The organism is Pseudomonas sp. H1_D04, from assembly GCF_054683855.1.
In genome coordinates this window covers 4,622,042-4,648,089 of sequence record NZ_CP162826.1, presented here as the reverse complement: position 1 = coordinate 4,648,089, position 26,048 = coordinate 4,622,042, and the positions used below count along the sequence as shown (strand labels likewise).

At 58.8% G+C, this 26,048-nt stretch carries 22 protein-coding genes; 18 read left to right on the top strand and 4 right to left on the bottom strand.

Features of this window, described 5'->3' with window-relative positions:
• Positions 1-16: 16 nt before the first annotated feature.
• Positions 17-2,425: a DNA translocase FtsK gene (locus AB4N82_RS21550; RefSeq protein ID WP_122765468.1), complete on the bottom strand. Its 2,409-nt coding sequence runs from the start codon at positions 2,423-2,425 to the stop codon at positions 17-19.
• Between the two features lie 497 nt (positions 2,426-2,922).
• Here AB4N82_RS21550 and aat point away from each other — a divergent pair, with 497 nt between their 5' ends.
• The 3 genes from aat to infA all read left to right on the top strand — a co-directional run bounded on the left by aat (position 2,923) and on the right by infA (position 4,686).
• Positions 2,923-3,603 (top strand): leucyl/phenylalanyl-tRNA--protein transferase, encoded by a 681-nt coding sequence (gene aat / locus AB4N82_RS21545; protein ID WP_032889676.1) that lies wholly within the window; start codon positions 2,923-2,925, stop codon positions 3,601-3,603.
• A gap of 56 nt (positions 3,604-3,659) precedes the next feature.
• Positions 3,660-4,367, top strand: coding sequence for an arginyltransferase (locus AB4N82_RS21540; RefSeq protein WP_032889677.1), 708 nt, complete (start codon positions 3,660-3,662; stop codon positions 4,365-4,367).
• A 100-nt stretch (positions 4,368-4,467) separates the two neighbouring features.
• Complete coding sequence (gene infA / locus AB4N82_RS21535) at positions 4,468-4,686, top strand: translation initiation factor IF-1 (protein ID WP_002553999.1); 219 nt, start codon at positions 4,468-4,470, stop codon at positions 4,684-4,686.
• Positions 4,687-4,868: 182 nt separating this feature from the next.
• On the opposite strand, the gene clpA is transcribed toward infA, so the two are convergent.
• Positions 4,869-7,139 carry an ATP-dependent Clp protease ATP-binding subunit ClpA gene (gene clpA / locus AB4N82_RS21530; protein WP_032889678.1) on the bottom strand — a complete coding sequence of 757 codons (2,271 nt, stop codon included), beginning with the start codon at positions 7,137-7,139 and terminating at the stop codon, positions 4,869-4,871.
• Between the two features lie 29 nt (positions 7,140-7,168).
• Positions 7,169-7,537 (bottom strand): ATP-dependent Clp protease adapter ClpS, encoded by a 369-nt coding sequence (gene clpS / locus AB4N82_RS21525; protein WP_010567912.1) that lies wholly within the window; start codon positions 7,535-7,537, stop codon positions 7,169-7,171.
• Between the two features lie 226 nt (positions 7,538-7,763).
• Here clpS and cspD point away from each other — a divergent pair, with 226 nt between their 5' ends.
• Positions 7,764-8,042 carry a cold shock domain-containing protein CspD gene (gene cspD / locus AB4N82_RS21520; protein ID WP_163033180.1) on the top strand — a complete coding sequence of 93 codons (279 nt, stop codon included), beginning with the start codon at positions 7,764-7,766 and terminating at the stop codon, positions 8,040-8,042.
• An 84-nt stretch (positions 8,043-8,126) separates the two neighbouring features.
• Here cspD and icd read toward each other — a convergent pair whose 3' ends face one another.
• Complete coding sequence (gene icd / locus AB4N82_RS21515; protein ID WP_032890041.1) at positions 8,127-9,383, bottom strand: NADP-dependent isocitrate dehydrogenase; 1,257 nt, start codon at positions 9,381-9,383, stop codon at positions 8,127-8,129.
• A 494-nt stretch (positions 9,384-9,877) separates the two neighbouring features.
• Here icd and AB4N82_RS21510 point away from each other — a divergent pair, with 494 nt between their 5' ends.
• The 14 genes from AB4N82_RS21510 (at position 9,878) to nuoF (ending at position 25,960) form a co-directional block, all read left to right on the top strand.
• Positions 9,878-12,103 carry an NADP-dependent isocitrate dehydrogenase gene (locus tag AB4N82_RS21510; protein WP_095184444.1) on the top strand — a complete coding sequence of 742 codons (2,226 nt, stop codon included), beginning with the start codon at positions 9,878-9,880 and terminating at the stop codon, positions 12,101-12,103.
• A 220-nt stretch (positions 12,104-12,323) separates the two neighbouring features.
• On the top strand, positions 12,324-12,770 hold the full coding sequence (locus tag AB4N82_RS21505; RefSeq protein WP_095184442.1) for an NUDIX hydrolase: 447 nt from the start codon (positions 12,324-12,326) through the stop codon (positions 12,768-12,770).
• A 59-nt stretch (positions 12,771-12,829) separates the two neighbouring features.
• Entirely contained in the window at positions 12,830-13,954 is a 1,125-nt protein-coding gene (gene mnmA / locus AB4N82_RS21500; RefSeq protein ID WP_122765470.1) for a tRNA 2-thiouridine(34) synthase MnmA, read from the top strand.
• The gene (gene hflD, locus AB4N82_RS21495) at positions 13,951-14,574 is read left to right on the top strand and encodes a high frequency lysogenization protein HflD (protein WP_027606331.1); all 624 of its coding nucleotides are present in this window, start codon (positions 13,951-13,953) and stop codon (positions 14,572-14,574) included. The genes mnmA and hflD overlap by 4 nt, the downstream gene beginning before the upstream one ends.
• Before the next feature lie 125 nt (positions 14,575-14,699).
• Positions 14,700-16,070, top strand: coding sequence for an adenylosuccinate lyase (gene purB, locus AB4N82_RS21490; RefSeq protein WP_032889684.1), 1,371 nt, complete (start codon positions 14,700-14,702; stop codon positions 16,068-16,070).
• Between the two features lie 84 nt (positions 16,071-16,154).
• Positions 16,155-17,321 carry a ribosomal protein uL16 3-hydroxylase gene (locus AB4N82_RS21485; RefSeq protein WP_032889686.1) on the top strand — a complete coding sequence of 389 codons (1,167 nt, stop codon included), beginning with the start codon at positions 16,155-16,157 and terminating at the stop codon, positions 17,319-17,321.
• Positions 17,314-17,736: a GNAT family N-acetyltransferase gene (locus tag AB4N82_RS21480; protein ID WP_032889687.1), complete on the top strand. Its 423-nt coding sequence runs from the start codon at positions 17,314-17,316 to the stop codon at positions 17,734-17,736. The genes AB4N82_RS21485 and AB4N82_RS21480 overlap by 8 nt, the downstream gene beginning before the upstream one ends.
• Positions 17,737-17,947: 211 nt before the next feature.
• Complete coding sequence (locus tag AB4N82_RS21475) at positions 17,948-18,685, top strand: secretin N-terminal domain-containing protein (protein ID WP_122765471.1); 738 nt, start codon at positions 17,948-17,950, stop codon at positions 18,683-18,685.
• A 485-nt stretch (positions 18,686-19,170) separates the two neighbouring features.
• Complete coding sequence (aceA, locus tag AB4N82_RS21470) at positions 19,171-20,496, top strand: isocitrate lyase (RefSeq protein WP_010458877.1); 1,326 nt, start codon at positions 19,171-19,173, stop codon at positions 20,494-20,496.
• 657 nt (positions 20,497-21,153) lie between these two features.
• The gene (locus AB4N82_RS21465) at positions 21,154-21,567 is read left to right on the top strand and encodes an NADH-quinone oxidoreductase subunit A (protein WP_003219575.1); all 414 of its coding nucleotides are present in this window, start codon (positions 21,154-21,156) and stop codon (positions 21,565-21,567) included.
• A 10-nt stretch (positions 21,568-21,577) separates the two neighbouring features.
• Positions 21,578-22,252 carry a NuoB/complex I 20 kDa subunit family protein gene (locus AB4N82_RS21460; RefSeq protein WP_003174719.1) on the top strand — a complete coding sequence of 225 codons (675 nt, stop codon included), beginning with the start codon at positions 21,578-21,580 and terminating at the stop codon, positions 22,250-22,252.
• 71 nt (positions 22,253-22,323) lie between these two features.
• Positions 22,324-24,108 (top strand): NADH-quinone oxidoreductase subunit C/D, encoded by a 1,785-nt coding sequence (gene nuoC / locus AB4N82_RS21455; RefSeq protein WP_095184439.1) that lies wholly within the window; start codon positions 22,324-22,326, stop codon positions 24,106-24,108.
• Positions 24,109-24,110: 2 nt separating this feature from the next.
• Positions 24,111-24,608 carry an NADH-quinone oxidoreductase subunit NuoE gene (nuoE, locus tag AB4N82_RS21450; RefSeq protein ID WP_003174721.1) on the top strand — a complete coding sequence of 166 codons (498 nt, stop codon included), beginning with the start codon at positions 24,111-24,113 and terminating at the stop codon, positions 24,606-24,608.
• Positions 24,605-25,960: an NADH-quinone oxidoreductase subunit NuoF gene (gene nuoF / locus AB4N82_RS21445; RefSeq protein WP_003174722.1), complete on the top strand. Its 1,356-nt coding sequence runs from the start codon at positions 24,605-24,607 to the stop codon at positions 25,958-25,960. Before nuoE ends, nuoF begins: the two co-directional genes overlap by 4 nt.
• Positions 25,961-26,048 lie beyond the last annotated feature (88 nt).

Here is a 26,048-nt window from a genome sequence, read left to right as displayed (position 1 = left end):
GCCACGCGGCGCGGGATCAGTCGCGCATCTGCCCAGGGGCAATGACTTCACGCGAGCCGTTGGTGTTCATTGCGGTGACGACGCCGGCGTTTTCCATCGCTTCGATCATGCGGGCGGCGCGGTTGTAGCCGATTTTCAGCTTGCGCTGAACTGCAGAAATCGACGCGCGACGGCTTTCCAGCACGAACGCTACGGCTTCGTCGTACAGGGCGTCGGTCTCGGCATCGTCGTCGCCACCGCTGCTGCTGCCGTCGAAACCGCTGCCAGCTTCTTCGACGCCGGCGAGGATGTCGTCGTTGTATTCGGGTGCGCCGCGCAGCTTCCAGGCTTCCACCACGCGGTGCACTTCATCATCGGAAACAAAGGCACCGTGTACGCGAATCGGCAGGCTGGTGCCCGGTGGCATGTAGAGCATGTCGCCGTGACCCAACAGTTGCTCGGCGCCACCCTGGTCGATAATGGTCCGCGAGTCGATCTTGCTCGATACCTGGAACGCCATGCGCGTCGGGATGTTGGCCTTGATCAGACCGGTGATCACGTCCACCGACGGACGCTGGGTGGCGAGGATCAAGTGAATACCTGCTGCACGCGCCTTTTGGGCGATACGCGCGATCAGCTCTTCAACCTTCTTGCCGACGATCATCATCATGTCGGCGAACTCGTCGACCACCACCACGATGGTCGGCAGCTTGCTCAGCAGTGGCGCTTCGTCGTGAATGCTTTCGCGTTTGTACAACGGGTCGGTCAGCGGTGTGCCGGCGTCCTGGGCTTCCTTGACCTTGGCGTTGAAGCCCGACAGGTTACGTACACCCATCTTCGCCATCAGCTTGTAGCGGCGCTCCATCTCGGCAACGCTCCAGCGCAGGGCGTTGGCCGCGTCCTTCATGTCGGTGACCACCGGGCACAGCAGATGTGGAATGCCTTCGTAGATCGACAGTTCAAGCATCTTCGGGTCGATCATGATCAGCTTGGCGTCTTCCGGGCCGGACTTGAACAGGATCGATAGGATCATCGCGTTCACGCCCACCGACTTACCGGAACCGGTGGTACCGGCGACCAGCAGGTGAGGCATTTTCGCCAGGTCAGTGATAACCGGCTTTCCGCCGATGTCATGGCCCAGCGCCAGGGTGACCGGCGATTTGAAGTTGTCGTATTCCGGCGTCGACAGTACTTCGGAGAAGCGCACGATCTGGCGGTCTTCGTTGGGAATCTCGATACCCACGGTGGTCTTGCCTGGGATCACTTCCACCACGCGCACGCTGGTCACGGCCAGGGAACGGGCCAAGTCTTTGGCCAAGTTGGAGATGCGGCTGACTTTCACACCAGCGGCCGGCTGAATTTCGTAACGGGTAATCACCGGGCCAGGGTGGATCGAGTCCACCGACACTTCGACGCCGAATTCCTTGAGCTTGATTTCCAGCAAGTGGCCGACAGCCGCCAGGGATTCGGGGGAATAGTTGAGCTGTTTCTTTTCGGCCGGGTCGAGAATCGAGATCGGCGGCAAGGTGCCTTCGACAGCGCTATCGACAAACAACGGCGCCTGCTTCTCTTTCTGCACGCGATGGCTTGGCTCGGGGGCCTTGGGCGGCGCAGGTGCAATCACAGGCGGCACCTGCTTCTCGCGGTCGGACATGTGCTTGCTCAGGGCCTGTTCGCGCTCGATCAGGCGCTCCTTGACCTTGGCCTGTTCGCGGCGGTCCGGTGTGCTTGGGGCTACGACTTCGTTGACGCGGGTATCCACCTCACGCAACTGAGCCACCATGCGTTTGCGGTCAACACGAGCGGACCACCAACGGTTGGCGGCGCCCTGGAATAATTCGAGCAGGTCGAGGGTGATCTTGCCTGTCACGTCCATCACCTTGAACCACGAGAGGTCGGTGAACACCGTGAGGCCGAACAGGAAAAGCGCAATGAACATCAGAGTGCTGCCCTGGATATTCAGGGTCTTGCGCGCCAGGTCGCCGAGGCTTTCGCCCAAGGCCCCGCCCGCGCCCGCCGGCAAACCGGTGGGCGCATGGAAATGAATATGGGCCAGCGCCGCGCCGGAGAGCACCAGGAACACCAGACCGATCAGGCGCCAGGAGAACAGCCAGCCGCTCCACTGCCACGGCTCGTGACGCTGACGGAAGATCTGCCAGGTCTTGATCGCCAGCAGCAGCGGGAAGATGTAAGCAAAGTAACCCAGCACCATGAAGAGGATGTCGGCGCTGTAGGAACCCACCGGACCGCCGAAGTTTTGCACATCGTCTATCTTGCTGTTGTGGCTCCAGCCCGGATCGTCCTTGCCGTAGGTGAGCAAGGCCATCATCAGGAACAAGCACAGCGCGCCGATAGCGATCAGCGCGCCTTCCTTGAGTCGATAATGCAGGTGCTGGCGCCAAGCCGGCACGACTGCTGCTTTAGGTGTTGCGGCGGATTTCTTCAAAACGGGTCTTTTCCTGCGCCTTTAGCGCGTCCATCTGTTGAATGACTGCAAATACTGCCCAATCCGAGCAGTTGAAAAATAAACGATCGTCGTTGAATCTACGTTTAACACTGGGCAATTGCTGAATGAAAGGACGATAACGCCACAATGGCCGCATTGTACGGGTTTGTACCCCTGATGCCACGCCACTTGGCTTTCTTCAGGCAGCATAGCCAATTGTGTGTCACGACATGTTCAATTTGAGCATGCATTGTCTTTGCTGACAAAGGCTTATGAACTGTTTTTACTAATCCAGACAAGCTTGGCAAATGGCCTGCATGGGCCGGCCCCGAATACGACCACACCCCCGGCATAGAGTTGCAGAAACACCCGCTCACGCTAATACGCATCAATGGCTGATTCAAGCTGGCCCGATGGCGCTGCGTCGACAATAATCAGCACTGCCGAGGCGGGTGTCATACCTGCCACTCCCCTCCCCTTCCATAAGCCTGGATGCCATGCTGACCTGGTTACAACGCAACACCCTGACCTTCCCACCGCTGGCCAAAGCTATGCGTGAACCCAATGGCCTGCTGGCCGCCGGCGGCGACCTGTCGGCCGAGCGACTGGTCCAAGCCTACCGCCATGGCTGCTTCCCATGGTTCTCGGAGGGTCAACCGATCCTCTGGTGGTCTCCGGACCCGCGCACGGTGATCTTCCCTGACGAGCTGCACGTATCCCGCAGCCTGAGCAAGCTGTTACGCCAGCAGCGCTACAGCGTGACATTCGACCAGGACTTCGCAGCAGTCATCCAAGCCTGCGCCGCACCGCGCGCCTATGCCGATGGCACCTGGATCACCGAAGGCATTCAGAGCGCCTACCTGGAGTTGCACAAACGCGGCCATGCACACTCGGTAGAAGTATGGGACGAAGGGGTACTGGTGGGCGGCCTGTATGGCCTAGCGATGGGCCAACTGTTTTTTGGCGAATCCATGTTCAGCCGCGCCGACAACGCCTCAAAATTCGGCTTCGCCACACTGACACGACAATTACAGGCCTGGGGCTTTGTGCTGATCGACTGCCAGATGCCCAACGATCACTTGCACAGCTTGGGTGCCCGCGCCATTCCTCGCACTGAGTTCGCCGGTTTTCTACGCGACCACTTGGACCAGCCCAACACCGGACCATGGGTTTCTTAGGCGACATCCGCGCACCTGGCTTACACTTATTTCAAAGCTTATCCCGAGGGTTGATCATGACCGAGTTGGCGCGTTTGAAGTTTTATGCCACTCAAGCCCACTCTTGCAGCTATCTGCCAGACGAGCAGGCCACCACGTTGTTCCTCGACCCCAGCCAACCGATGGACGTGCACGTGTATGCCGATCTTTCGGAAATGGGCTTTCGACGCAGTGGCGACCACCTTTACCGACCCCATTGTCAGAACTGCAATGCCTGCGTACCGGCACGCCTGCCCGTGGCGCAATTTCTGCCGGATCGTAACCAGAAGCGCATCCTCAAGCGCAACGCCGACCTGACGGTGACATCGTGCAAGCCTCGATTTACCGAAGAATATTTCGACCTTTACCAGCGCTATATTGAGCAACGCCACGCCGACGGCGATATGTTCCCCCCGAGCCGCGACCAGTTCTCCACGTTTCTAGTGCGTGACCTACCCTTTTCACGCTTCTATGAGTTTCGAGCGGACGGTCGCCTGCTGGCCGTCGCCGTGACCGACTTGCTGCCTAATGGCCTGTCGGCGGTATACACGTTCTATGAACCTGCCGAAGAGCGCCGCAGCCTCGGGCGCTTTGCAATCCTCTGGCAAATCGGCGAAGCACTGCGCCTGGAACTGGAGGCCGTCTACCTCGGATACTGGATCAAGAACTGCAAAAAGATGAGCTACAAGACCCAATATCGCCCCATAGAACTGCTAATTAATCAAAGATGGGTCACGCTTAACTAGAACCCCTTGGCTTAAACACCCTTTTTCGGGCACAATGCACGCCGCTTTTGCCTGGCGCAGTTGCACCGGGCCATTCACTGGATACCGAGGGCTTTACTGCATGTCGAAAGAAGACAGCTTCGAAATGGAAGGCACTGTCGTCGACACCCTGCCCAACACCATGTTTCGTGTGGAGTTGGAAAATGGGCACGTCGTAACCGCGCATATCTCCGGCAAGATGCGCAAGAACTACATTCGTATTCTTACCGGTGACAAAGTGCGCGTCGAGCTGACGCCCTATGACTTGAGCAAAGGGCGCATCACTTACCGCGCTCGCTAAGCAAGTCAATACAAAACGCCCGGTTATGCCGGGCGTTTTTGTGTGCATGGGATTTTCAAACACCGATGATTCCTGTGGGAGGGGACTTGCCCCTCCCACACTGGATCTTCATTGTTCTGAGAACTGCGTTTCAAGACAGCAAAAAGGCGCCTTTCGGCGCCTTTTGCATTACTGCAGAACGATCAGGCCATTTCAGCCGTGGTTTCGAACTCGAAGGTCAGCTCGCCATCCTTCAGGTCGATATGCACCACGCCACCATGGTCGGAGAGTTCGCCGAACAGGATCTCTTCGGCCAATGGCCGCTTGATCTTGTCCTGGATCAGACGCGCCATTGGGCGGGCGCCCATTGCGGCATCGTAGCCACCCTCGGCGATCCAACTGCGCGCCGCTTCCGTGACATCCAGCTGCACGCGCTTGTCTTCCAACTGCGCTTGAAGCTCGGTAAGGAACTTGTCCACCACACTCTTGATAACCTCATGACTGAGGCGACCAAACTGGATAATGGTGTCCAGACGGTTGCGGAACTCCGGCGTGAAGCTCTTCTTGATCACTTCCATCGCATCAGAGGAGTGATCCTGATGGGTAAAGCCGATCGAAGCCCGCGCGGCTGTTTCGGCACCGGCGTTGGTGGTCATGATCACGATCACGTTGCGGAAGTCCGCCTTGCGTCCGTTGTTGTCGGTCAGGGTCCCGTGATCCATGACCTGCAGCAGCAGGTTGAAGACTTCCGGGTGAGCCTTCTCGATTTCATCGAGCAGCAATACGCAATGGGGCTGCTTGGTGATCGCTTCAGTCAACAAACCGCCCTGATCAAAGCCTACATACCCAGGAGGCGCACCGATCAAGCGCGACACGGTATGACGCTCCATGTACTCGGACATGTCGAACCGCACAAGCTCGATCCCCATGGCCTTGGCCAACTGACGCGCCGCTTCGGTTTTGCCGACACCGGTCGGGCCAGCAAACAGGAACGAGCCGACCGGTTTGTCCGGCGACTTGAGGCCCGCACGCGACAATTTGATCGCAGTGGACAGCGCGTCGATGGCTGCATCCTGGCCGAACACAGTGAGCTTGAGATCGCGCTCCAAGTTACGCAGCAGCTCTTTGTCGGAGCTGTTGACGTGTTTTGGTGGAATTCGCGCGATCTTCGCGACGATGTCCTCGACCTGAGGCACGTCGATGCGTTTCACACGTTTCTCGATCGGTTGCAGGCGCTGATAAGCCCCCGCCTCGTCGATCACGTCGATAGCTTTATCCGGCATATGCCGATCATTGATGTAACGCGACGCCAGCTCTGCAGCTGCACGCAGCGCCTCATCGGTGTACTCGATGCCATGGTGCGCTTCAAAACGCCCCTTGAGCCCGCGCAGGATGCTGATGGTGTCTTCAACCGAAGGCTCGGACACGTCGACCTTCTGGAAGCGACGCGCCAGCGCACGGTCTTTCTCGAAGATGCCACGGAACTCCTGGAAGGTGGTCGAACCAATGCAGCGGATATCACCCGACGACAGCAACGGCTTGAGCAGATTGGACGCATCCATCACCCCGCCAGACGCCGCACCAGCACCAATGATGGTGTGGATTTCGTCGATGAACAGGATCGCCTGCGGGCGTTTTTTCAACTCGCCGAGCAACGCCTTGAAGCGCTTCTCGAAATCGCCCCGGTACTTGGTCCCGGCGAGCAACGCGCCCAGATCAAGGGAGTAGACGACGCTGTTGGCCAGCAGGTCAGGCACCTGGTTATCCACGATACGCTTGGCCAAGCCTTCGGCGATTGCGGTTTTACCCACGCCTGCCTCACCCACCAGCAACGGATTGTTCTTGCGACGACGCGCGAGGATTTGCGCTACACGCTCAACCTCAAGCTCACGCCCCACCAGCGGATCGATCCGACCCTGGCGCGCCAGTTCGTTGAGATTGCTGGCATAGGCATCCAGCGGGTTGCTTGAAGAAGAAGACTCACCGCCCTCGTCGTCCTGCATATCCTGCTCACCCTCGGAATGATCGCCGTGCCCAGGCACCTTGGAGATACCGTGGGCGATATAGTTGACGACATCAATACGGGCAACGCTCTGCTGTTTGAGCAGGAACACTGCCTGGCTTTCCTGTTCGCTGAAGATCGCCACAAGCACGTTGGCGCCTGTGACTTCACGCTTACCGGAGCTCTGTACGTGGAAAACAGCACGCTGCAATACCCGCTGGAAGCCCAGGGTTGGCTGGGTCTCGCGGTCCTCGTCATGCACGGGGATCAGTGGCGTGGTGGAGTCGATAAACTCCTGCAGGTCATGCTTGAGTTTGTCGAGGTTGGCGCCGCACGCACGCAGAACGGTGGCGGCAGCTTCGTTATCCAAAAGTGCCAGCAAAAGGTGTTCGACTGTCATGAATTCATGACGCTTCGAACGAGCCTCCTTGAAGGCAAGATTGAGGGTGACTTCGAGCTCGCGGTTTAACATAGCTTCACCTCATACCCAAGTGGTCGGCGTTAACCGTCCTTCTCGATTTCACAGAGTAGCGGATGCTGGCTTTCCCTGGCGTACTGGTTGACCTGCATGGCCTTTGTCTCGGCGATGTCACGGGTAAACACTCCACATACTGCCCGTCCTTCTGTGTGAACGGCCAGCATTACCTTGGTCGCCAACTCTCGGTTCAGGTTAAAAAACACCTCGAGCACTTCGACCACGAAATCCATCGGTGTGTAGTCATCATTGAACAAAACCACCTTGTACATCGGCGGCGCCTGTAGAGCAGGCTTGGCCTCCTGAACAGCAATGCCTGCAGAACCGTCGTCATCGTGTTCGTGATCCGGTCGATCCTGATTGAATGTTAGTCGAATCTGGCTGATTGCATGCATGGAAAGAAAGGTTCGTCAGTGGTTCAAATACAGTGGTGGGGGCGACCTGTCAGAATTTCAACTCTCAACTGGCCGGTCGCCTTGACTATCGGCGAATCGGTGTTACAACCAATAGAACCCACAGTGGGTAAAAAAGGTCCGCGCAGTCAACCTTAATTTATTCGGGTTAGGACGGATAAACTGGATGATACTCCAGTGATGGAGTCTGGTGCAGAGGGAAATGGGTATGTCCGGCGTCAAGATCAATGGCAAGGTCAAGTGGTTCAACAACGCCAAAGGATATGGCTTTGTTAATGAGGAAGGGAAAAACGAGGACCTTTTTGCGCACTATTCAGCAATCCAAATGGATGGTTATAGAACGCTGAAAGCGGGCCAGCCCGTGAGTTTTGAAATCATTCAAGGCCCCAAGGGACTGCATGCCGTGAACATCGGCGCAGTGAGCGCGCAAGCACCGGAAAAGACCACGGAGAAACACGCTCATAAAGAGAAGAAGCAACCGGCCTGAACCGCCGCCGAGCATGCAGTCTGCGGCAAGAAAAACGGCCATCCCACTCAAGTTGGGATGGCCGTTTTTTTGTCGCGTGAGACGTTACATATGCGAGATCAGCGCATCACCGAAGCCCGACGACGACACCAGCGTGGCGCCCTCCATCAGGCGCTCGAAATCATAGGTCACGGTCTTGGCCGAAATGGCGCCATTGGTGCCCTTGATGATCAGATCGGCAGCTTCAATCCAACCCATATGACGCAGCATCATTTCCGCTGAAAGGATCAAAGACCCCGGATTGACCTGATCCTTGCCCGCATACTTGGGCGCCGTCCCGTGAGTCGCCTCGAACATTGCCACGGTGTCAGACAGGTTGGCACCCGGCGCAATGCCGATACCACCCACTTCCGCCGCCAACGCGTCGGACAGGTAGTCACCATTGAGGTTAAGGGTTGCAATCACGTCATATTCAGCCGGACGCAGCAGGATCTGCTGGAGCATGGCGTCGGCGATTGCATCCTTGACCACCACATTCCTGCCGGTGCGCGGGTTCTTGAACTGCATCCACGGCCCACCATCGAGCAGGGTCGCGCCGAACTCTTCGGCCGCCACTTCATAGGCCCATTCCTTGAAGGCCCCTTCGGTGAACTTCATGATGTTGCCTTTGTGCACGATGGTCAGCGATTCGCGGTCGTTATCCACCACATATTGCAAGGCCTTGCGCGCCAAGCGCTTAGTGCCCTCTTTGGACACCGGCTTGATACCAATCCCGCAATCCTGGTCGAAGCGGATCTTGGTAACGCCCATTTCCTCCTTGAGGAACTTGATCACTTTAATAGCTTCCGGCGAGCCAGCTTTCCACTCGATCCCGGCGTAAATGTCTTCGGAGTTTTCGCGAAAGATGGTCATGTCCACGTCGCCGGGCTTCTTGACCGGACTCGGCACACCTTCGAACCAACGCACTGGGCGTAGGCACACATAAAGGTCGAGCTGCTGACGCAGAGCCACGTTCAGCGATCGAATACCACCACCGACCGGCGTGGTCAGCGGACCCTTGATGGACACCACGTAATCCTTGACGGCATCCAGGGTTTCCTGGGGCAGCCAGGTATCCTGATCGTAGACCTGAGTCGCCTTTTCGCCGGCGTACACCTCCATCCACGAGATCTTGCGCTTGCCGCCGTATGCCTTTTCAACAGCTGCGTCGACCACTTTGATCATCACCGGGCTGATGTCGACGCCAATACCGTCACCTTCGATATAAGGGATGATCGGTTGGTCAGGAACATTGAGAGAATGGTCTGCATTGACGGTGATTTTGTCGCCGACTGCCGGAACCTGAATCTTCTTGTATCCCATGCTGAACTCCATCTATGGATTAAACATCTGGCTGCGTTCGAGCCTACTCCAGATAAATGACGACCGAAACCTCACGCCATGTTCATTTGCATCGAAAACAGCATAATTTGTCGCCTACAAGCCTGAAAGCAAAGGGAAAAGCGCCAATCTTGAGCACATCATGCGACTTTAGGCGTACCCCGGTACCTGCGACCTTTAGACCAATGGACGACACACCTTTTGTATGAAGGCTCGGCGTAAGCATAGCGACCTATGTATAATGCCGCCGCTGACCCAAGAGTCACGACGGCTGACCGCTCTAGAATAGGTGCCTTCAGCTACAAAGCCGGACTATTACAATAGTCCACCCGCTTGACGCTCGACTGATGCAACCCAACATCACCGCGAAGAAACCTCGACATTTCGCTCATGGATGACTTTGAACGAACGCGCTCCACCCGGCGCATCTCGAGTTTCTGCGCACGCTTTCAGCAAAGAAGAGAGTTAATCCGAATATGCCCACCCGCTCGAAGATCATCTACACCTTCACCGACGAAGCCCCTGCCCTCGCCACCTATTCACTGCTGCCTATCGTAGAGGCCTTCACCGCTTCCGCTGATATTGCCGTGGAAACCCGCGATATTTCTCTCGCCGGGCGCATCCTCGCAAGCTTCCCCGAGCAACTGGGCAACAAGGCCATACCGGACCACCTCGCCGAACTGGGCGACCTGGCCGTTACCCCTGAAGCCAACATCATCAAGCTGCCTAACATCAGCGCCTCGACCCCGCAGCTGCAAGCGGCGATCAAGGAACTGCAGGCCCAGGGCTACGCCCTGCCGGACTACCCGGAAACCGTAACCACCGACGCGGAAAAAGAAACCCGCGCACGTTACGACAAGGTCAAGGGCAGCGCCGTGAACCCGGTACTGCGCGAAGGCAACTCCGACCGCCGCGCGCCGCTGTCGGTCAAGAACTACGCCCGCAAGCACCCGCACAAAATGGGCGCATGGGCTGCGGACTCCAAGTCCCACATCGCCCACATGAGCAATGGCGACTTCTACGGCAGCGAAAAAGCCGTACAGATCGAAGCCGCTGATGCTGTCAAAATTGAGCTGGTCGGCAAGGACGGCACCACCACCGTCCTGAAAGAAAAGACTACCGCTCAAGCTGGCGAGATCCTCGACAGCGCCGTGCTGAGCAAAAACGCACTGCGCTCGTTCATCGCCGCTGAAATCGAAGACGCCAAGAAACAAGGCGTACTGCTGTCGGTTCACCTCAAAGCCACCATGATGAAAGTCTCCGACCCAATCATGTTCGGCCAGATCGTTGCCGAGTTCTACAAAGATGCCCTGGCCAAGCACGCCACGGTACTGGAGCAGATCGGCTTCAACCTGAACAACGGCATCGGTGACCTGTACGCTCGCATCAAGGCCCTGCCGGCCGAGCAGCAAGCGCAGATCGAAGCTGACATCCAGGCGGTCTACGCCGCTCGCCCTTCCCTGGCGATGGTCAACTCCGACAAAGGCATCACCAACCTGCACGTGCCGAGCGACGTCATCGTCGACGCCTCGATGCCAGCCATGATCCGTGACTCCGGCAAGATGTGGGGCACCGACGGCCAGCTGCACGACACCAAGGCCGTGATCCCGGATCGCTGCTACGCCACCATCTACCAAGCCGTCATCGAAGACTGCAAGGCCAATGGCGCTTTCGATCCAACCACCATGGGCAGCGTGCCAAACGTTGGCCTGATGGCGAAGAAAGCCGAAGAGTACGGCTCCCACGACAAGACTTTCCAGATCAAGGCTGACGGCGTAGTCCGTATCACCGACAGCAAGGGCAACCTGCTGATGGAACAGAACGTCGAAGCCGGCGATATCTTCCGCATGTGCCAGACCAAAGACGCGCCGATCCAGGATTGGGTCAAGCTTGCCGTCAACCGCGCGCGCGCCAGCAACACCCCTGCCATCTTCTGGCTGGACCCTAAGCGCGCTCACGACGGCGTCGTGGTCGAGAAAGTTCAGGCCTACCTGAAAGACCACAACACCGAAGGTCTGGACATCCGCATCATGTCGCCAGTCGACGCGATGAAGTTCACTCTGGAGCGCACCCGCAAGGGCCTGGACACCATCTCGGTGACCGGCAACGTACTGCGCGACTACCTGACCGACCTGTTCCCGATTATGGAACTGGGCACAAGCGCCAAGATGCTGTCGATCGTGCCGCTGATGAACGGCGGTGGCCTGTTCGAAACCGGCGCCGGCGGCTCGGCACCGAAGCACGTACAGCAACTGCTGGAAGAAAACTTCCTGCGCTGGGATTCCCTGGGCGAGTTCCTGGCCCTGGCCGCCTCCCTTGAGCATTTGGGTGTGACATACAACAACCCGAAAGCCCTGGTACTGTCCAAGACCCTGGACCAGGCCACTGGCCAATTCCTCGACAACAACAAGTCGCCATCGCGCAAAGTCGGCAACATCGACAACCGCGGCAGCCACTTCTACCTGGCGCTGTACTGGGCTCAAGCCCTGGCCGCCCAGACCGAGGACACTGCACTGCAAGCGCAGTTCGGCGAACTGGCAAAAACCCTGGCCGAGAACGAAGCAACCATCGTTGCCGAACTCAACGCCGTACAGGGCAAGCCAGTGGACATCGGCGGCTACTACGCGCCGAACCCAGAGCTGACCAGCAAGGCCATGCGCCCAAGCAACACCCTCAACGCGGCAATTGCCAAGTTGAAGTAAGGTTGCAAGGATGCAAAGAAGCCCCGGCCCTGTGCCGGGGTTTCTGTTTCTACCGCTCAACGGAAGAAACCGGATCAAATGTGGGAGGGGGCTTGCCCCCGAAAGCGATGGATCAGTCGAGCTATTGGTTACTGACAAAGCGTCATCGGCGGCAAGCCCCCTCCCACACTGGCCGTAATTCTGTCCAAACACCGCGTCATATCTTGAATCGAGGCATCCCATGACCTGGCAACCCCACATTACCGTCGCCACCATCGTCGAAGACAACGGACGCTTCCTGATGGTCGAAGAACTCAAGGGCGGCCGCGCTGTGCTCAACCAGCCCGCCGGCCACCTCGACCCGCATGAAACCCTCACCGAAGCAGCCGTGCGTGAAACCCTCGAAGAAACCGGCTGGGACGTGGAAGCCACCGGTATCGTCGGCATCTACCTGTACACCGCACCCAGCAATGGCGTGACCTACCAAAGGGTCTGTTTCATTGCCAAAGCCCTGAAACACCACCCGAACTACCAACTCGACGAAGGCATCCTGCGCGCCCGCTGGCTGAGCCGTGACGAGCTGATGGCCGTGCGCGAGGACTGGCGCAGCGAGCTGATCATCCGCTGCATCGATGATTATCTGGCCGGCCAGCGTCACAGTCTGGAATTGATCCGCCCTTCTCTTTAGCCTTGCGGGCCCAGGCCTGCTAGAATCGCGTCCTTTTTCAAGACACCCGTTGAAACCCTATGCGTGATCCAGCCCCTTCTGACACACAAAAGAAGCGCGTCATCGTCGGCATGTCCGGCGGCGTGGATTCTTCCGTTTCCGCCGTTCTGCTCATGGAGCAGGGTTATGAGGTGGAAGGCCTGTTCATGAAGAACTGGGAAGAAGACGATGGAACGGAATATTGCACCGCCATGGACGACCTGGCAGATGCCCAGGCCGTGTGTGACAAGATCGGTATCAAGCTGCACACCGCCAACTTCGCCGCCGAGTACTGGGACAATGTGTTCGAGCACTTCCTGGCTGAATACAAGGCCGGTCGCACGCCGAACCCGGACATCCTGTGCAACCGCGAAATCAAGTTCAAGGCGTTCCTCGACTACGCCATGATCCTTGGCGCCGACCTGATTGCCACTGGCCACTACGTGCGCCGTCGCGACATCGATGGCCGTATTGAACTGCTCAAGGGCCTGGACCCGAACAAGGACCAGAGCTACTTCCTGCACGCTGTTGGCGGTGAACAGATCGCCAAGACCCTGTTCCCGGTGGGCGAGCTGGAAAAACCCGAAGTACGCAGGATCGCCGAGAAACACGGCCTGGCTACCGCGAAGAAAAAGGATTCCACCGGGATTTGCTTTATCGGCGAGCGCCGCTTCAGCGACTTCCTTAAGCAATACCTGCCGGCGCAACCGGGTGAGATCAAGACCACCGAAGGTGAAGTGATCGGCCGTCACCACGGCCTGATGTACCACACCATCGGCCAACGCCAGGGCCTGGGCATCGGTGGTTTGAAAGACGCCGGTGAAGAGCCGTGGTATGTGCTGGTCAAGGACCTGGAAAACAACGTGCTGATCGTCGGCCAGGGTAATGAACACCCGCTGCTGTTCTCGGGCGCGCTGCTGGCCTCGGAGATCTATTGGGTCAACCCGATCGACCTGAGCACCCCGCGCCGCCTGACTGCCAAAGTGCGCTATCGCCAAAGCGACCAGCCCTGCACCCTGGAAAAAACGGCGACAGGATACCGCGCCACCTTTGATGACCCGCAACGTGCGGTCACTCCTGGCCAGTCGGTGGTGTTCTATGACGGCGAAATTTGCCTGGGCGGCGGCGTGATTGAAGTCGCGCAAGCCTGGAGCAACCCGGCATGAGCCCTACCCAAGAGCAACTGACGGCACTCGGCGGGGTATTTCTCTCCGCCGTATTAGTGGACAAGATCGCCAAGACCGGCCAGGTCACCGAAGCCGGCCTGACCTGCATGCTCGGCAGCCTGCTGATCCGCGACCCCAAGGACACCCTGGAAGTCTACGGCGGCGACGACCTCGCACTGCGTGAAGGTTACCGCGCCCTGATCGGCGCCCTGGAGCGCGACCCCAGCACCCTGCAGCGCGAGCCGCTGCGCTACGCCCTGTCGATGCTCGGCCTGGAGCGCCAACTGGCCAAGCGCGAAGACATGCTGGAAACCATCGGCAAACGCCTGCCACAGATCCAGTCTCAGGTAGAACACTTCGGCCCGGCCCACGAAAACGTGATCGCCGCCTGTGGTGCGCTGTATCAAGACACCTTGAGCACTTTGCGCCAGCGGATCCAGGTTCACGGCGACATGCGCAACCTGCAGCAACCGAACAACGCCTCGAAAATCCGCGCCCTGCTTCTGGCCGGTATTCGCTCGGCGCGGTTGTGGCGTCAGTTGGGCGGCCATCGCTGGCAGCTGGTGATCAGCCGTCGAAAATTGCTCAAAGAGCTTTACCCATTGATGCGCAACGAATAAGTCGCAGCAAAGGGCTTTTTTCAAGCCGTTACGCGTAATACGCCGGTCAGTTGGCGACGGACCGGCGGATTTTTTCATGTATGATACGCGCCCCATTTCGTTGCCCGACTGTCCGAGAACACCCCATGCAGCTCTCTTCGCTCACTGCGGTTTCCCCTGTTGACGGCCGCTACGCCGGCAAAACCCAGGCCCTGCGCCCTATTTTCAGCGAATACGGCTTGATCCGTGCTCGTGTTCTGGTTGAAGTGCGCTGGCTCCAGCGCCTGGCCGCTCATCCCGCCATCAGCGAAGTGCCGGCGTTCTCTGCCGAAGCCAACGCTGTGCTCAACACCCTGGCGGAAAATTTCTCCCTGGAGCACGCCGAGCGTGTGAAAGAGATCGAGCGCACCACCAACCACGACGTCAAAGCCATTGAATACCTGCTCAAAGAGCAGGCGGCCAAGCTGCCGGAACTGGCCCAGGTCAGCGAGTTCATCCACTTTGCCTGCACCAGCGAGGACATCAACAACCTGTCCCACGCCCTGATGCTGCGCGAAGGCCGTGATGACGTGATGCTGCCGCTGATGCGCCAGACCGCCGAAGCCATCCGCGAGCTGGCCATCCGTTTCGCTGACGTGCCAATGCTGTCGCGCACCCACGGCCAGCCGGCTTCGCCGACCACCCTGGGCAAAGAACTCGCCAACGTGGTGTATCGCCTGGAGCGTCAGATTGCTCAAGTCGCTGCCGTACCATTGCTGGGCAAGATCAACGGCGCCGTCGGCAATTACAACGCGCACCTGTCGGCCTACCCTGAGATCGACTGGGAAGCCAACGCCCGCGCCTTCATCGAAGACGAGCTGGGCCTGGGCTTCAACCCTTACACCACGCAGATCGAGCCCCACGACTACATCGCGGAGCTTTTCGACGCCATTGCGCGCTTCAACACCATCCTGATCGACTTCGATCGCGATATCTGGGGCTACATCTCCCTGGGCTACTTCAAGCAGCGCACCATTGCCGGTGAAATCGGTTCGTCGACCATGCCGCACAAGGTCAACCCGATCGACTTCGAAAACTCCGAAGGCAACCTCGGCATCGCCAACGCCCTGTTCCAGCATCTGGCCAGCAAGCTGCCGATCTCACGCTGGCAGCGCGACCTGACCGACTCGACCGTACTGCGCAACCTCGGCGTGGGTTTTGCCCACAGCGTGATCGCGTACGAAGCCAGCCTCAAAGGCATCAGCAAGCTGGAGCTCAACGCGCAGAAAATCGCCGCTGACCTGGACGCATGCTGGGAAGTGCTGGCCGAGCCGATCCAGACCGTGATGCGTCGCTACAACATCGAAAACCCGTACGAGAAGCTGAAAGAGTTGACGCGCGGCAAGGGCATCAGCCCTGAAGCGCTGCAAACTTTCATCGACGGCCTGGACATGCCAGCCGCCGCCAAGGCCGAGCTGAAACTGCTCACCCCGGCCAACTACATCGGCAACGCGGTAGAGCAAGCCAAGCGCATCTGATCATCGCAAGACCCTTGAGACGCCCGGCCGCGCCGGGCGTTTTTTATTCCAGTCTGAAAAGTGCTTTCTTTCAATAGGTTACACATGAATCCTGACATCCCTCTTCAACTTCTGGGCGGCATCACGGCACGGGAATTCCTGCGCGACTACTGGCAGAAAAAACCACTGCTGATCCGTCAGGCCATCCCTGATTTCGAAAGCCCGATCGACGCCGACGAACTGGCCGGCCTGGCCTTGGAAGAAGAAGTCGAATCGCGCCTGGTGATCGAACACGGCGAGCGCCCATGGGAACTGCGTCGCGGCCCGTTCGCCGAAGACGCCTTCGGCAGCCTGCCTGAGCGCGAGTGGACCCTGCTGGTGCAGGCGGTCGACCAGTTCGTTCCGGAAGTGGCCGAGCTGCTGGAGCAGTTCCGCTTTCTACCAAGCTGGCGCATCGACGATGTGATGATCAGCTTCGCCGCGCCTGGCGGCAGCGTTGGTCCGCACTTCGACAACTACGATGTGTTCCTGCTGCAAGCCCAAGGCAAGCGCAACTGGAAGATCGGCCAGATGTGCAACTCCGAAAGCCCTCTGCTACAACACGCCGACCTGCGCATCCTCGCCGAATTCGAAGAAACCGCCGAATGGGTACTCGAACCGGGCGACATGCTCTATCTGCCGCCACGCCTGGCGCACTTCGGCATCGCCGAAGACGACTGCATGACCTACTCGGTCGGCTTCCGTGCGCCGAGCGCCGCCGAAGTGCTCACCCACTTCACCGATTTCCTCGCCCAATACCTGACGGATGAAGAGCGCTACACCGACGCCGACGCGCAGCCAGTCAGCGACCCGCATCAGATCCAGCGCGACGCCCTCGACCGCCTCAAGAGCCTGCTGGCCGAGCACATGAGCGACGAACGCATGCTGCTGACCTGGTTCGGCCAGTTCATGACCGAACCGCGCTACCCAGAACTCGTCGCCGGCGAAGAGCTGGGCGAAGAAGACTTCATCAGCACCCTGCAAGACGGCGCGATCCTGGTACGCAACCCAAGCGCGCGCATGGCGTGGTCGGAAGTGGACGACGACGTGCTGCTGTTTGCCAGCGGCCAGAGCCGCTACCTGCCCGGCAAGCTGCGTGAACTGTTGAAACTGGTGTGCTCCGCCGATGCGCTGCACAGCGAAAACCTGGGTGAGTGGCTCGCCGACGAAGACGGCCGCGACCTGCTGTGCGAGCTGGTCAAGCAAGGCAGCCTGGGATTTGCCGATGAATAAAATTCACGTAAGTGTCGCGGACTGGCAAAAGGATATCGCCGAGATTCGGCGCATTCGTGAAGCGGTATTTATCGCTGAACAATCGGTTCCGCCCGAGTTGGAGTGGGACGCGGATGACGCTGGTGCGATGCACTTCCTGGCGTTCGAAGGCGACTTTCCAATTGGCACCGCTCGCCTGCTGCCCAGCGGCGAGATCGGCCGCGTATCGGTCCTCAAGGACTGGCGCGGCCTGAAGGTTGGCGACAAGCTGATGGAAGCGGTGATTGGCGTGGCCGAGCAACGCGGCCAGACCAAACAGTTCCTCAGCGCGCAGGTCTATGCAGCGCCGTTTTATGAGCGGTTGGGCTTCAAGATCGTCAGCGATGAGTTCCTGGAAGTCGGGATTCCCCATGTTGATATGGTACGTGGGGGCTGATCCCTGCTTAAGGGCTTGTCTGTGGTGAGCGGGCTTGCCCCGCGCTGGGCTGCTTAGCAGCCACAAAACCAAACGCCGCGTTCTTTCTGAAAGAACGCGGCGTTTTTTATAGGAGCCGCTACGCAGCCCAGCGCAGGGCAAGCCCGCTCACTACACCCCAGGCCGACAAACTGGCACTATCAAGCCTAAATGACTCGCAGAGATCACGGACATGTCCCTACGCACCCTGCTCACCGCCCTCCTCCTGGCCGTCAGTTGCTCGACAATGGCCGACACCGAAGTCGTCAACCTGAACAACCGCACCAGCGCCGATCTATTGCCGGTGGCGCAGAATTTCATCGGCAAGGACGGCACCGTCAGCGCCTACGGCAACCAACTTATTGTTAACGCCGATCCCGGCAAGCTCCAGGACCTGCGCGCACTGATTGCACAACTGGACACACCGGCCAAGCGCCTGCTGATTACTGTAGACACGAACGAAAACAACCAACAGAACAGTGGCGATAGCCAAACCCGCATCATCAACTACGGCACTGCCAGTCGCGACGGCGGCATCCAGCAGATCCAGGCCAGCGAAGGCGTGCCTGCGCTAATCCAGGTCGGCCAGAGCGTACCACTGACCACCACCCAACCAGACGCCTACGGCCGCCCGCAGAACCAGACCCAATACCGCGACGTCACCCAGGGCTTCTATGTCACTGCCAGCGTCACCGGCGAGACCGTGCATCTGGCGATCAGTACCAACCGTGACCGCATGAGCCAGGAACGTCCCGATGTAGTGAATGTGCAAAGTACCGACACAACCGTCAGCGGGCGTCTTGGCGAATGGATCCCCCTGGCCGGCATCAACCGTGAAACCCAAGCCGATAAATCCTCTACAACCCGCAGCTACTCTACCCAGGGCCGTGATGACCTGACGTTGCGGGTCAAGGTCGACACCCTGAACTGAAGCACCAAAAACTGACTGATGAGTCGTATTAGACTAAAGATGTAGTGCTATAAAAAAAGCACTACAAAACATTTGACGATCCAAAAAAGCATGGGCATGATGGCCTCGCTCCCGCTAATCAGGGGCCCTGGCAAGGGCCTTCGGATCGTCGCTCTAAGCTACCCACCTGAGCCGATTCGTGTCTGTACCGCCCACAAGGTGTGTTTGACGAGGTTGCGACTGGAATGAAGTTGTCCCGAGGGACGGAAGCTAACCAGGTAACCCGGCAACATGCTGCAGAATACCCAAGGGCCCACGATGCCCGAAGACCGTTCTCGGCCAGCCTTTACCTGCCCCCTCTCGATCATCGTTCATCCCGTCGCCTTCCCCGTGGAACCTGACTTGACCACCTATGCTTCTGGTCAGCGAGCAGCCATACCCCGCAACGATTGCGCGGCTGGCAAATGGATCTTTCCACCTAGACCTATGCGACGAGGTTTTTCCCCATGGCACTGACACGCGAACAGCAAATTGCAGCCCTTGAAAAAGATTGGGCTGAAAACCCACGCTGGAAAGGCGTAACCCGCGCTTATTCCGCTGCTGACGTCGTCCGCCTGCGTGGCTCGGTTCAACCTGAGCACACCTTTGCAAAACTCGGCGCCGAGAAGCTGTGGAACCTGGTCACCCAAGGTGCCAAGCCTTCCTTCCGCCCCGACAAAGATTTCGTCAACTGCATGGGCGCCCTCACTGGCGGCCAAGCAGTCCAACAGGTAAAAGCCGGCATCCAGGCGATCTACCTGTCCGGCTGGCAAGTGGCAGCGGACAACAACTCCGCTGAGTCCATGTACCCCGACCAATCGCTGTACCCGGTTGATTCCGTGCCGACCGTAGTCAAGCGCATCAACAACTCGTTCCGTCGTGCTGACCAGATCCAGTGGAAAGCCGGCAAAGGCCCAGGCGATGAAGGCTACATCGACTACTTCGCACCAATCGTAGCTGACGCCGAAGCCGGCTTCGGCGGCGTACTGAACGCCTATGAGCTGATGAAGAGCATGATCGAAGCAGGCGCCGCGGGCGTTCACTTCGAAGACCAACTGGCTTCCGTGAAGAAATGCGGCCATATGGGCGGCAAGGTACTGGTTCCAACCCAGGAAGCTGTACAGAAGCTGACCGCTGCCCGTCTGGCGGCTGACGTTGCCGGCACGCCGACCATCATCCTGGCCCGTACCGACGCCAACGCAGCAGACCTGTTGACCTCCGACTGCGACCCGTACGACCAACCATTCGTTACCGGCGAACGCACCCAGGAAGGTTTCTACAAGGTACGCGCCGGCCTCGACCAGGCCATCGCCCGCGGTCTGGCCTACGCACCGTATGCCGACCTGATCTGGTGCGAAACCGCCAAGCCGGATCTGGACGAAGCGCGTCGTTTCGCCGAAGCGATCAAGAAGGAATACCCTGACCAACTGCTGTCCTACAACTGCTCGCCTTCTTTCAACTGGAAGAAGAACCTGGACGACGCGACCATCGCCAAGTTCCAGCGCGAACTGTCCGCCATGGGCTACAAGCACCAGTTCATCACCCTGGCCGGCATTCACAATATGTGGCACAGCATGTTCAACCTGGCGCACGACTACGCCCGCAACGACATGACCGCCTACGTGAAGCTGCAGGAGCAGGAATTCGCTGACGCCTCCAAAGGCTACACCTTTGTGGCGCACCAGCAGGAAGTGGGTACTGGCTACTTCGACGACATGACCACCGTGATCCAGGGCGGCACCTCGTCCGTGACCGCGCTGACCGGGTCGACTGAAGAAGAGCAGTTCCACTGATCGATGTGAGTACACAGCCACTGCGGACCCGTTAAAGAGCTAACCGCAGTGCTGCACGACAATCACGCCCCGACTGGTTCGGGGCGTTTTTTTTGCCTGAGATATCTGCCCCGGGCCAATGAGAATCCAAATGTGGGAGGGGGCTTGCCCCCGATAACGGTGGATCAGCAACAGCGTTATTGACTGACACTCAGCCATCGAGGGCAAGCCCCCTCCCACAAGGGAACGCACGCAACCTGAAGATTTTGTACAAAACCTTGATCCAGAGCGGTATTCGCTGCAGATAAATCGGTTAAAAGATCCGCTCCGGCAACTTGCGCCAATCAAACAAGTAACGGCAACTTACCCCGCCACATGAGAAACAATCGCTTAAACCCCACGCAAACAATATTCATTATCATTTAGGCCATGAAAACTTCGTTACTGGTTAAACAAAACATAATTGATCAAATGCCCGCTAATCCCCGCCCCGCAAGGGCTACAGCCCCAAGAAGGTGCACTATGTCCTTATTCCATCGAATAATTTCGCTATAGGAATTTTACTTGCCCGGTGTTTAGCCATAAAATCACCGCGATTGACTGCGCTGCGACATATCGTCACTGCATCATTACTTTTTCGAGCTCAGAGACCTTTGCTCTCTGTTAAGGATTTCCAGCATGACCGAAGCGACAGGACTCATGGCCCACAACTGGGGCTTTGCCATTTTCCTCCTCGGTGTTGTCGGCCTTTGCGCCTTCATGCTCGGTGTTTCCAGCCTCCTCGGGTCAAAAGCCTGGGGCCGCAGCAAAAACGAACCGTTCGAGTCGGGCATGCTACCTACAGGTGGCGCCCGCCTGCGGCTCTCAGCCAAATTCTATCTGGTCGCGATGCTGTTCGTGATCTTCGATATCGAAGCCCTCTTTCTCTTTGCCTGGTCTGTGTCCGTCCGCGAAAGCGGCTGGACCGGATTCGTCGAAGCTCTCGTTTTCATAGCAATTCTGTTGGCAGGCCTTGTCTACCTATTTCGAGTGGGCGCCCTTGACTGGGCTCCGGAAGCTCGTCGTAAGCGGCAAGCGAAGCTGAAACAATGAGGCTTTGGCGATGCAATACAATCTCACCAGGATCGACCCGGATGCTCCTAACGAGCAGTACCCCATCGGCGAACGGGAAACCGTTTCCGATCCGTTAGAAGACCAAGTCCACAAAAACATCTACATGGGCAAACTCGAAGACGTGCTGAGTGGCGCGGTCAATTGGGGGCGTAAAAACTCCCTGTGGCCGTACAACTTCGGCCTTTCGTGCTGCTATGTGGAAATGACCACCGCCTTCACGGCGCCCCACGACATCGCGCGCTTTGGCGCCGAAGTTATCCGGGCATCACCGCGCCAGGCGGATTTCATGGTTATCGCCGGAACCTGCTTCATCAAGATGGCGCCGATCATTCAGCGTCTCTACGAGCAAATGCTCGAACCGAAGTGGGTTATCTCCATGGGTTCGTGCGCCAACTCCGGTGGCATGTACGACATCTACTCAGTGGTCCAAGGGGTGGATAAGTTCCTGCCCGTGGACGTCTACGTGCCTGGCTGCCCGCCCCGCCCTGAAGCATTTCTGCAAGGCTTGATGCTGTTGCAGGAATCGATTGGCAAGGAGCGTCGTCCGCTTTCCTGGGTCGTCGGCGATCAAGGCGTTTACCGCGCCGAGATGCCCTCGCAAAAGGAACAGCGCCGCGAACAGCGAATCGCAGTCACCAACCTGCGCAGCCCTGACGAAGTCTGATCCAGCCCGCTTCTTTTATAGAACGAATACCTGGCTTCATTCTTTACGTTGACCGAAAGCGATAAAAAACCATGACTACAGGCAGCGCTCTGTACATCCCGCCTTATAAGGCAGACGACCAGGATGTGGTCGTCGAACTCAATAACCGTTTTGGCCCTGACGCCTTCACCGCCCAGGCCACACGTACCGGTATGCCGGTGCTGTGGGTGGCGCGCGCCAAGCTCGTCGAAGTCCTGACCTTCCTGCGTAACTTGCCCAAGCCGTACGTCATGCTTTATGACCTGCATGGCGTGGACGAGCGTCTGCGCACCAAGCGCCAGGGCCTGCCAAGCGGTGCCGATTTCACCGTGTTCTACCATCTGATGTCGCTGGAACGTAACAGCGACGTGATGATCAAGGTTGCCCTCTCCGAGAGCGACCTGAGCGTCCCGACCGTAACCGGTATCTGGCCGAACGCCAGCTGGTACGAGCGTGAAGTGTGGGACATGTTCGGCATCGATTTCCCCGGCCACCCGCACCTGACGCGCATCATGATGCCGCCCACGTGGGAAGGTCACCCGCTGCGCAAGGACTTCCCTGCCCGCGCCACCGAATTCGACCCGTTCAGCCTCAACCTCGCCAAGCAACAGCTTGAAGAAGAGGCTGCGCGCTTCCGTCCGGAAGACTGGGGCATGAAACGCTCCGGCACCAACGAGGACTACATGTTCCTCAACCTGGGCCCGAACCACCCTTCGGCTCACGGTGCCTTCCGTATCATCCTGCAACTGGATGGCGAAGAAATTGTCGACTGCGTGCCGGACATCGGCTACCACCACCGTGGCGCCGAGAAGATGGCCGAGCGTCAGTCGTGGCACAGCTTCATCCCGTACACCGACCGTATCGACTACCTCGGCGGCGTGATGAACAACCTGCCGTACGTGCTCTCGGTCGAGAAGCTGGCCGGCATCAAGGTCCCGGACCGCGTCGACACCATCCGCATCATGATGGCCGAGTTCTTCCGGATCACCAGCCACCTGCTGTTCCTGGGTACCTATATCCAGGACGTCGGCGCCATGACCCCGGTGTTCTTCACATTCACCGACCGTCAGCGCGCCTACAAGGTCATCGAAGCCATCACCGGTTTCCGTCTGCACCCGGCCTGGTACCGCATCGGCGGCGTGGCCCACGACCTGCCGAATGGTTGGGAGCGCCTGGTCAAGGAATTCATCGACTGGATGCCCAAGCGTCTGGACGAGTACCAAAAAGCCGCGCTCGATAACAGCATCCTCAAGGGCCGTACCATCGGCGTCGCCGCCTACAACACCAAAGAGGCCCTGGAATGGGGCGTCACCGGTGCAGGCCTGCGCTCGACTGGCTGCGACTTCGACCTGCGTAAAGCGCGCCCATACTCCGGCTACGAGAACTTCGAGTTCGAAGTGCCGGTGGCCGCCAATGGCGATGCCTACGACCGTTGCATCGTGCGCGTCGAAGAAATGCGCCAGAGCCTGAAGATCATCGAACAGTGCATGCGCAACATGCCGGCCGGCCCGTACAAGGCGGATCACCCGCTGACCACGCCGCCGCCCAAAGAACGCACGCTGCAGCACATCGAAACCCTGATCACGCACTTCCTGCAGGTTTCGTGGGGCCCGGTCATGCCGGCCAACGAATCCTTCCAGATGATCGAAGCGACCAAGGGTATCAACAGTTATTACCTGACGAGCGATGGCGGCACCATGAGCTACCGCACCCGGATTCGTACTCCAAGCTTCCCGCACTTGCAGCAGATCCCTTCGGTGATCAAAGGCGAGATGGTCGCGGACTTGATTGCGTACCTGGGTAGTATCGATTTCGTTATGGCCGACGTGGACCGCTAAGCATGAACAGCACGCTTATCCAGACAGACCGTTTCACCTTGAGTGAAACCGAGCGCTCGGCCATCGAGCACGAGCTGCATCACTACGAAGACCCGCGCGCGGCGTCGATCGAAGCCCTGAAGATCGTTCAGAAGGAACGTGGCTGGGTGCCGGACGGCGCCCTCTACGCCATCGGCGAGATTCTCGGCATCCCTGCCAGCGACGTTGAAGGCGTGGCTACGTTCTACAGCCAGATCTTCCGCCAACCGGTGGGCCGTCACATCATTCGCGTGTGCGACAGCATGGTCTGCTACATCGGTGGTCACGAATCCGTGGTCAGCGAGATCCAGAACAAACTGGGCATCGGCCTGGGCCAAACCACTCCGGACGGCCGCTTCACGCTGCTGCCGGTGTGCTGCCTGGGCAACTGCGACAAGGCGCCGGCGTTGATGATCGACGACGACACATTCGGTGACGTGCAGCCTGCTGGCGTGACCCAATTGCTTGAGGGCTACCCATGACCCTTACATCTTTCGGCCCCGCCAACCTGATCAAGCGTTCGCCTGAGACCCATCCTCTCACCTGGCGCCTGCGTGACGATGCCGAGCCGGTATGGCTCGATGAGTACCAGGCCAAGAACGGCTACGCCGCTGCGCGCAAAGCCTTTGCCGACATGGCCCAGGACGACATCGTCCAGACCGTGAAAGACGCCGGCCTCAAAGGCCGCGGCGGTGCAGGCTTCCCCACGGGCGTGAAGTGGGGCCTGATGCCCAAGGACGAGTCCATCAACATCCGCTACCTGCTGTGCAACGCGGATGAAATGGAGCCGAACACCTGGAAAGACCGCATGCTGATGGAGCAACTGCCCCATTTGCTGATCGAAGGCATGCTGATCAGTGCCCGCGCGCTGAAAACCTATCGTGGCTATATCTTCCTGCGTGGCGAATACACCACCGCCGCCAAGCACCTCAACCGTGCCGTGGAAGAAGCCAAGGCTGCTGGCCTGTTGGGCAAGAACATCCTGGGTTCCGGCTTTGATTTCGAACTGTTCGTGCACACCGGCGCCGGGCGTTACATCTGCGGTGAAGAAACCGCACTGATCAACTCCCTCGAAGGGCGCCGCGCCAACCCGCGCTCCAAGCCACCCTTCCCCGCCGCCGTGGGCGTATGGGGCAAGCCGACCTGCGTCAACAACGTTGAGACCCTGTGCAACGTGCCGGCGATCATCGCCGACGGCGTGGACTGGTACAAATCGTTGGCCCGTGAAGGCAGCGAAGACATGGGCACCAAGCTCATGGGCTTCTCCGGCAAGGTCAAGAATCCTGGCTTGTGGGAGCTGCCATTCGGCGTTACCGCACGCGAGCTTTTCGAGGACTACGCCGGCGGCATGCGCGACGGCTACACCTTGAAGGCCTGGCAGCCAGGCGGCGCTGGTACCGGTTTCCTGTTGCCCGAGCACCTCGACGCACAAATGTATGCCGGCGGCATCGGCAAGGTGGGCACCCGGATGGGTACTGGCCTGGCGATGGCGGTGGACAACACCGTGAACATGGTCTCGCTGCTGCGCAACATGGAGCAGTTCTTTGCCCGTGAATCCTGTGGCTTCTGCACCCCATGCCGCGACGGTCTGCCGTGGAGCGTCAAGCTGCTGATGGCCCTGGAAAATGGCGAAGGCCGTGAGGGTGACATCGAGACCCTGTTGGGTCTGGTCGGTTTCCTCGGCCCAGGCAAGACCTTCTGTGCTCACGCACCGGGCGCCGTGGAGCCATTGGGCAGCGCAATCAAATACTTCCGCTCGGAGTTCGAAGCCGGTATTGCGCCTACCAGCGCCGCCGTCCCGCCTCTGGCAAGGCCGATCGTAGTCGGCGCGTAACGCTTTAAAAGGCGAAGGGTCCGTGCCCTTCGTCTTCTCATGGGCTGACGCCGTAAAGGCTGTGTTGATGCCCATGAATAACAAGATT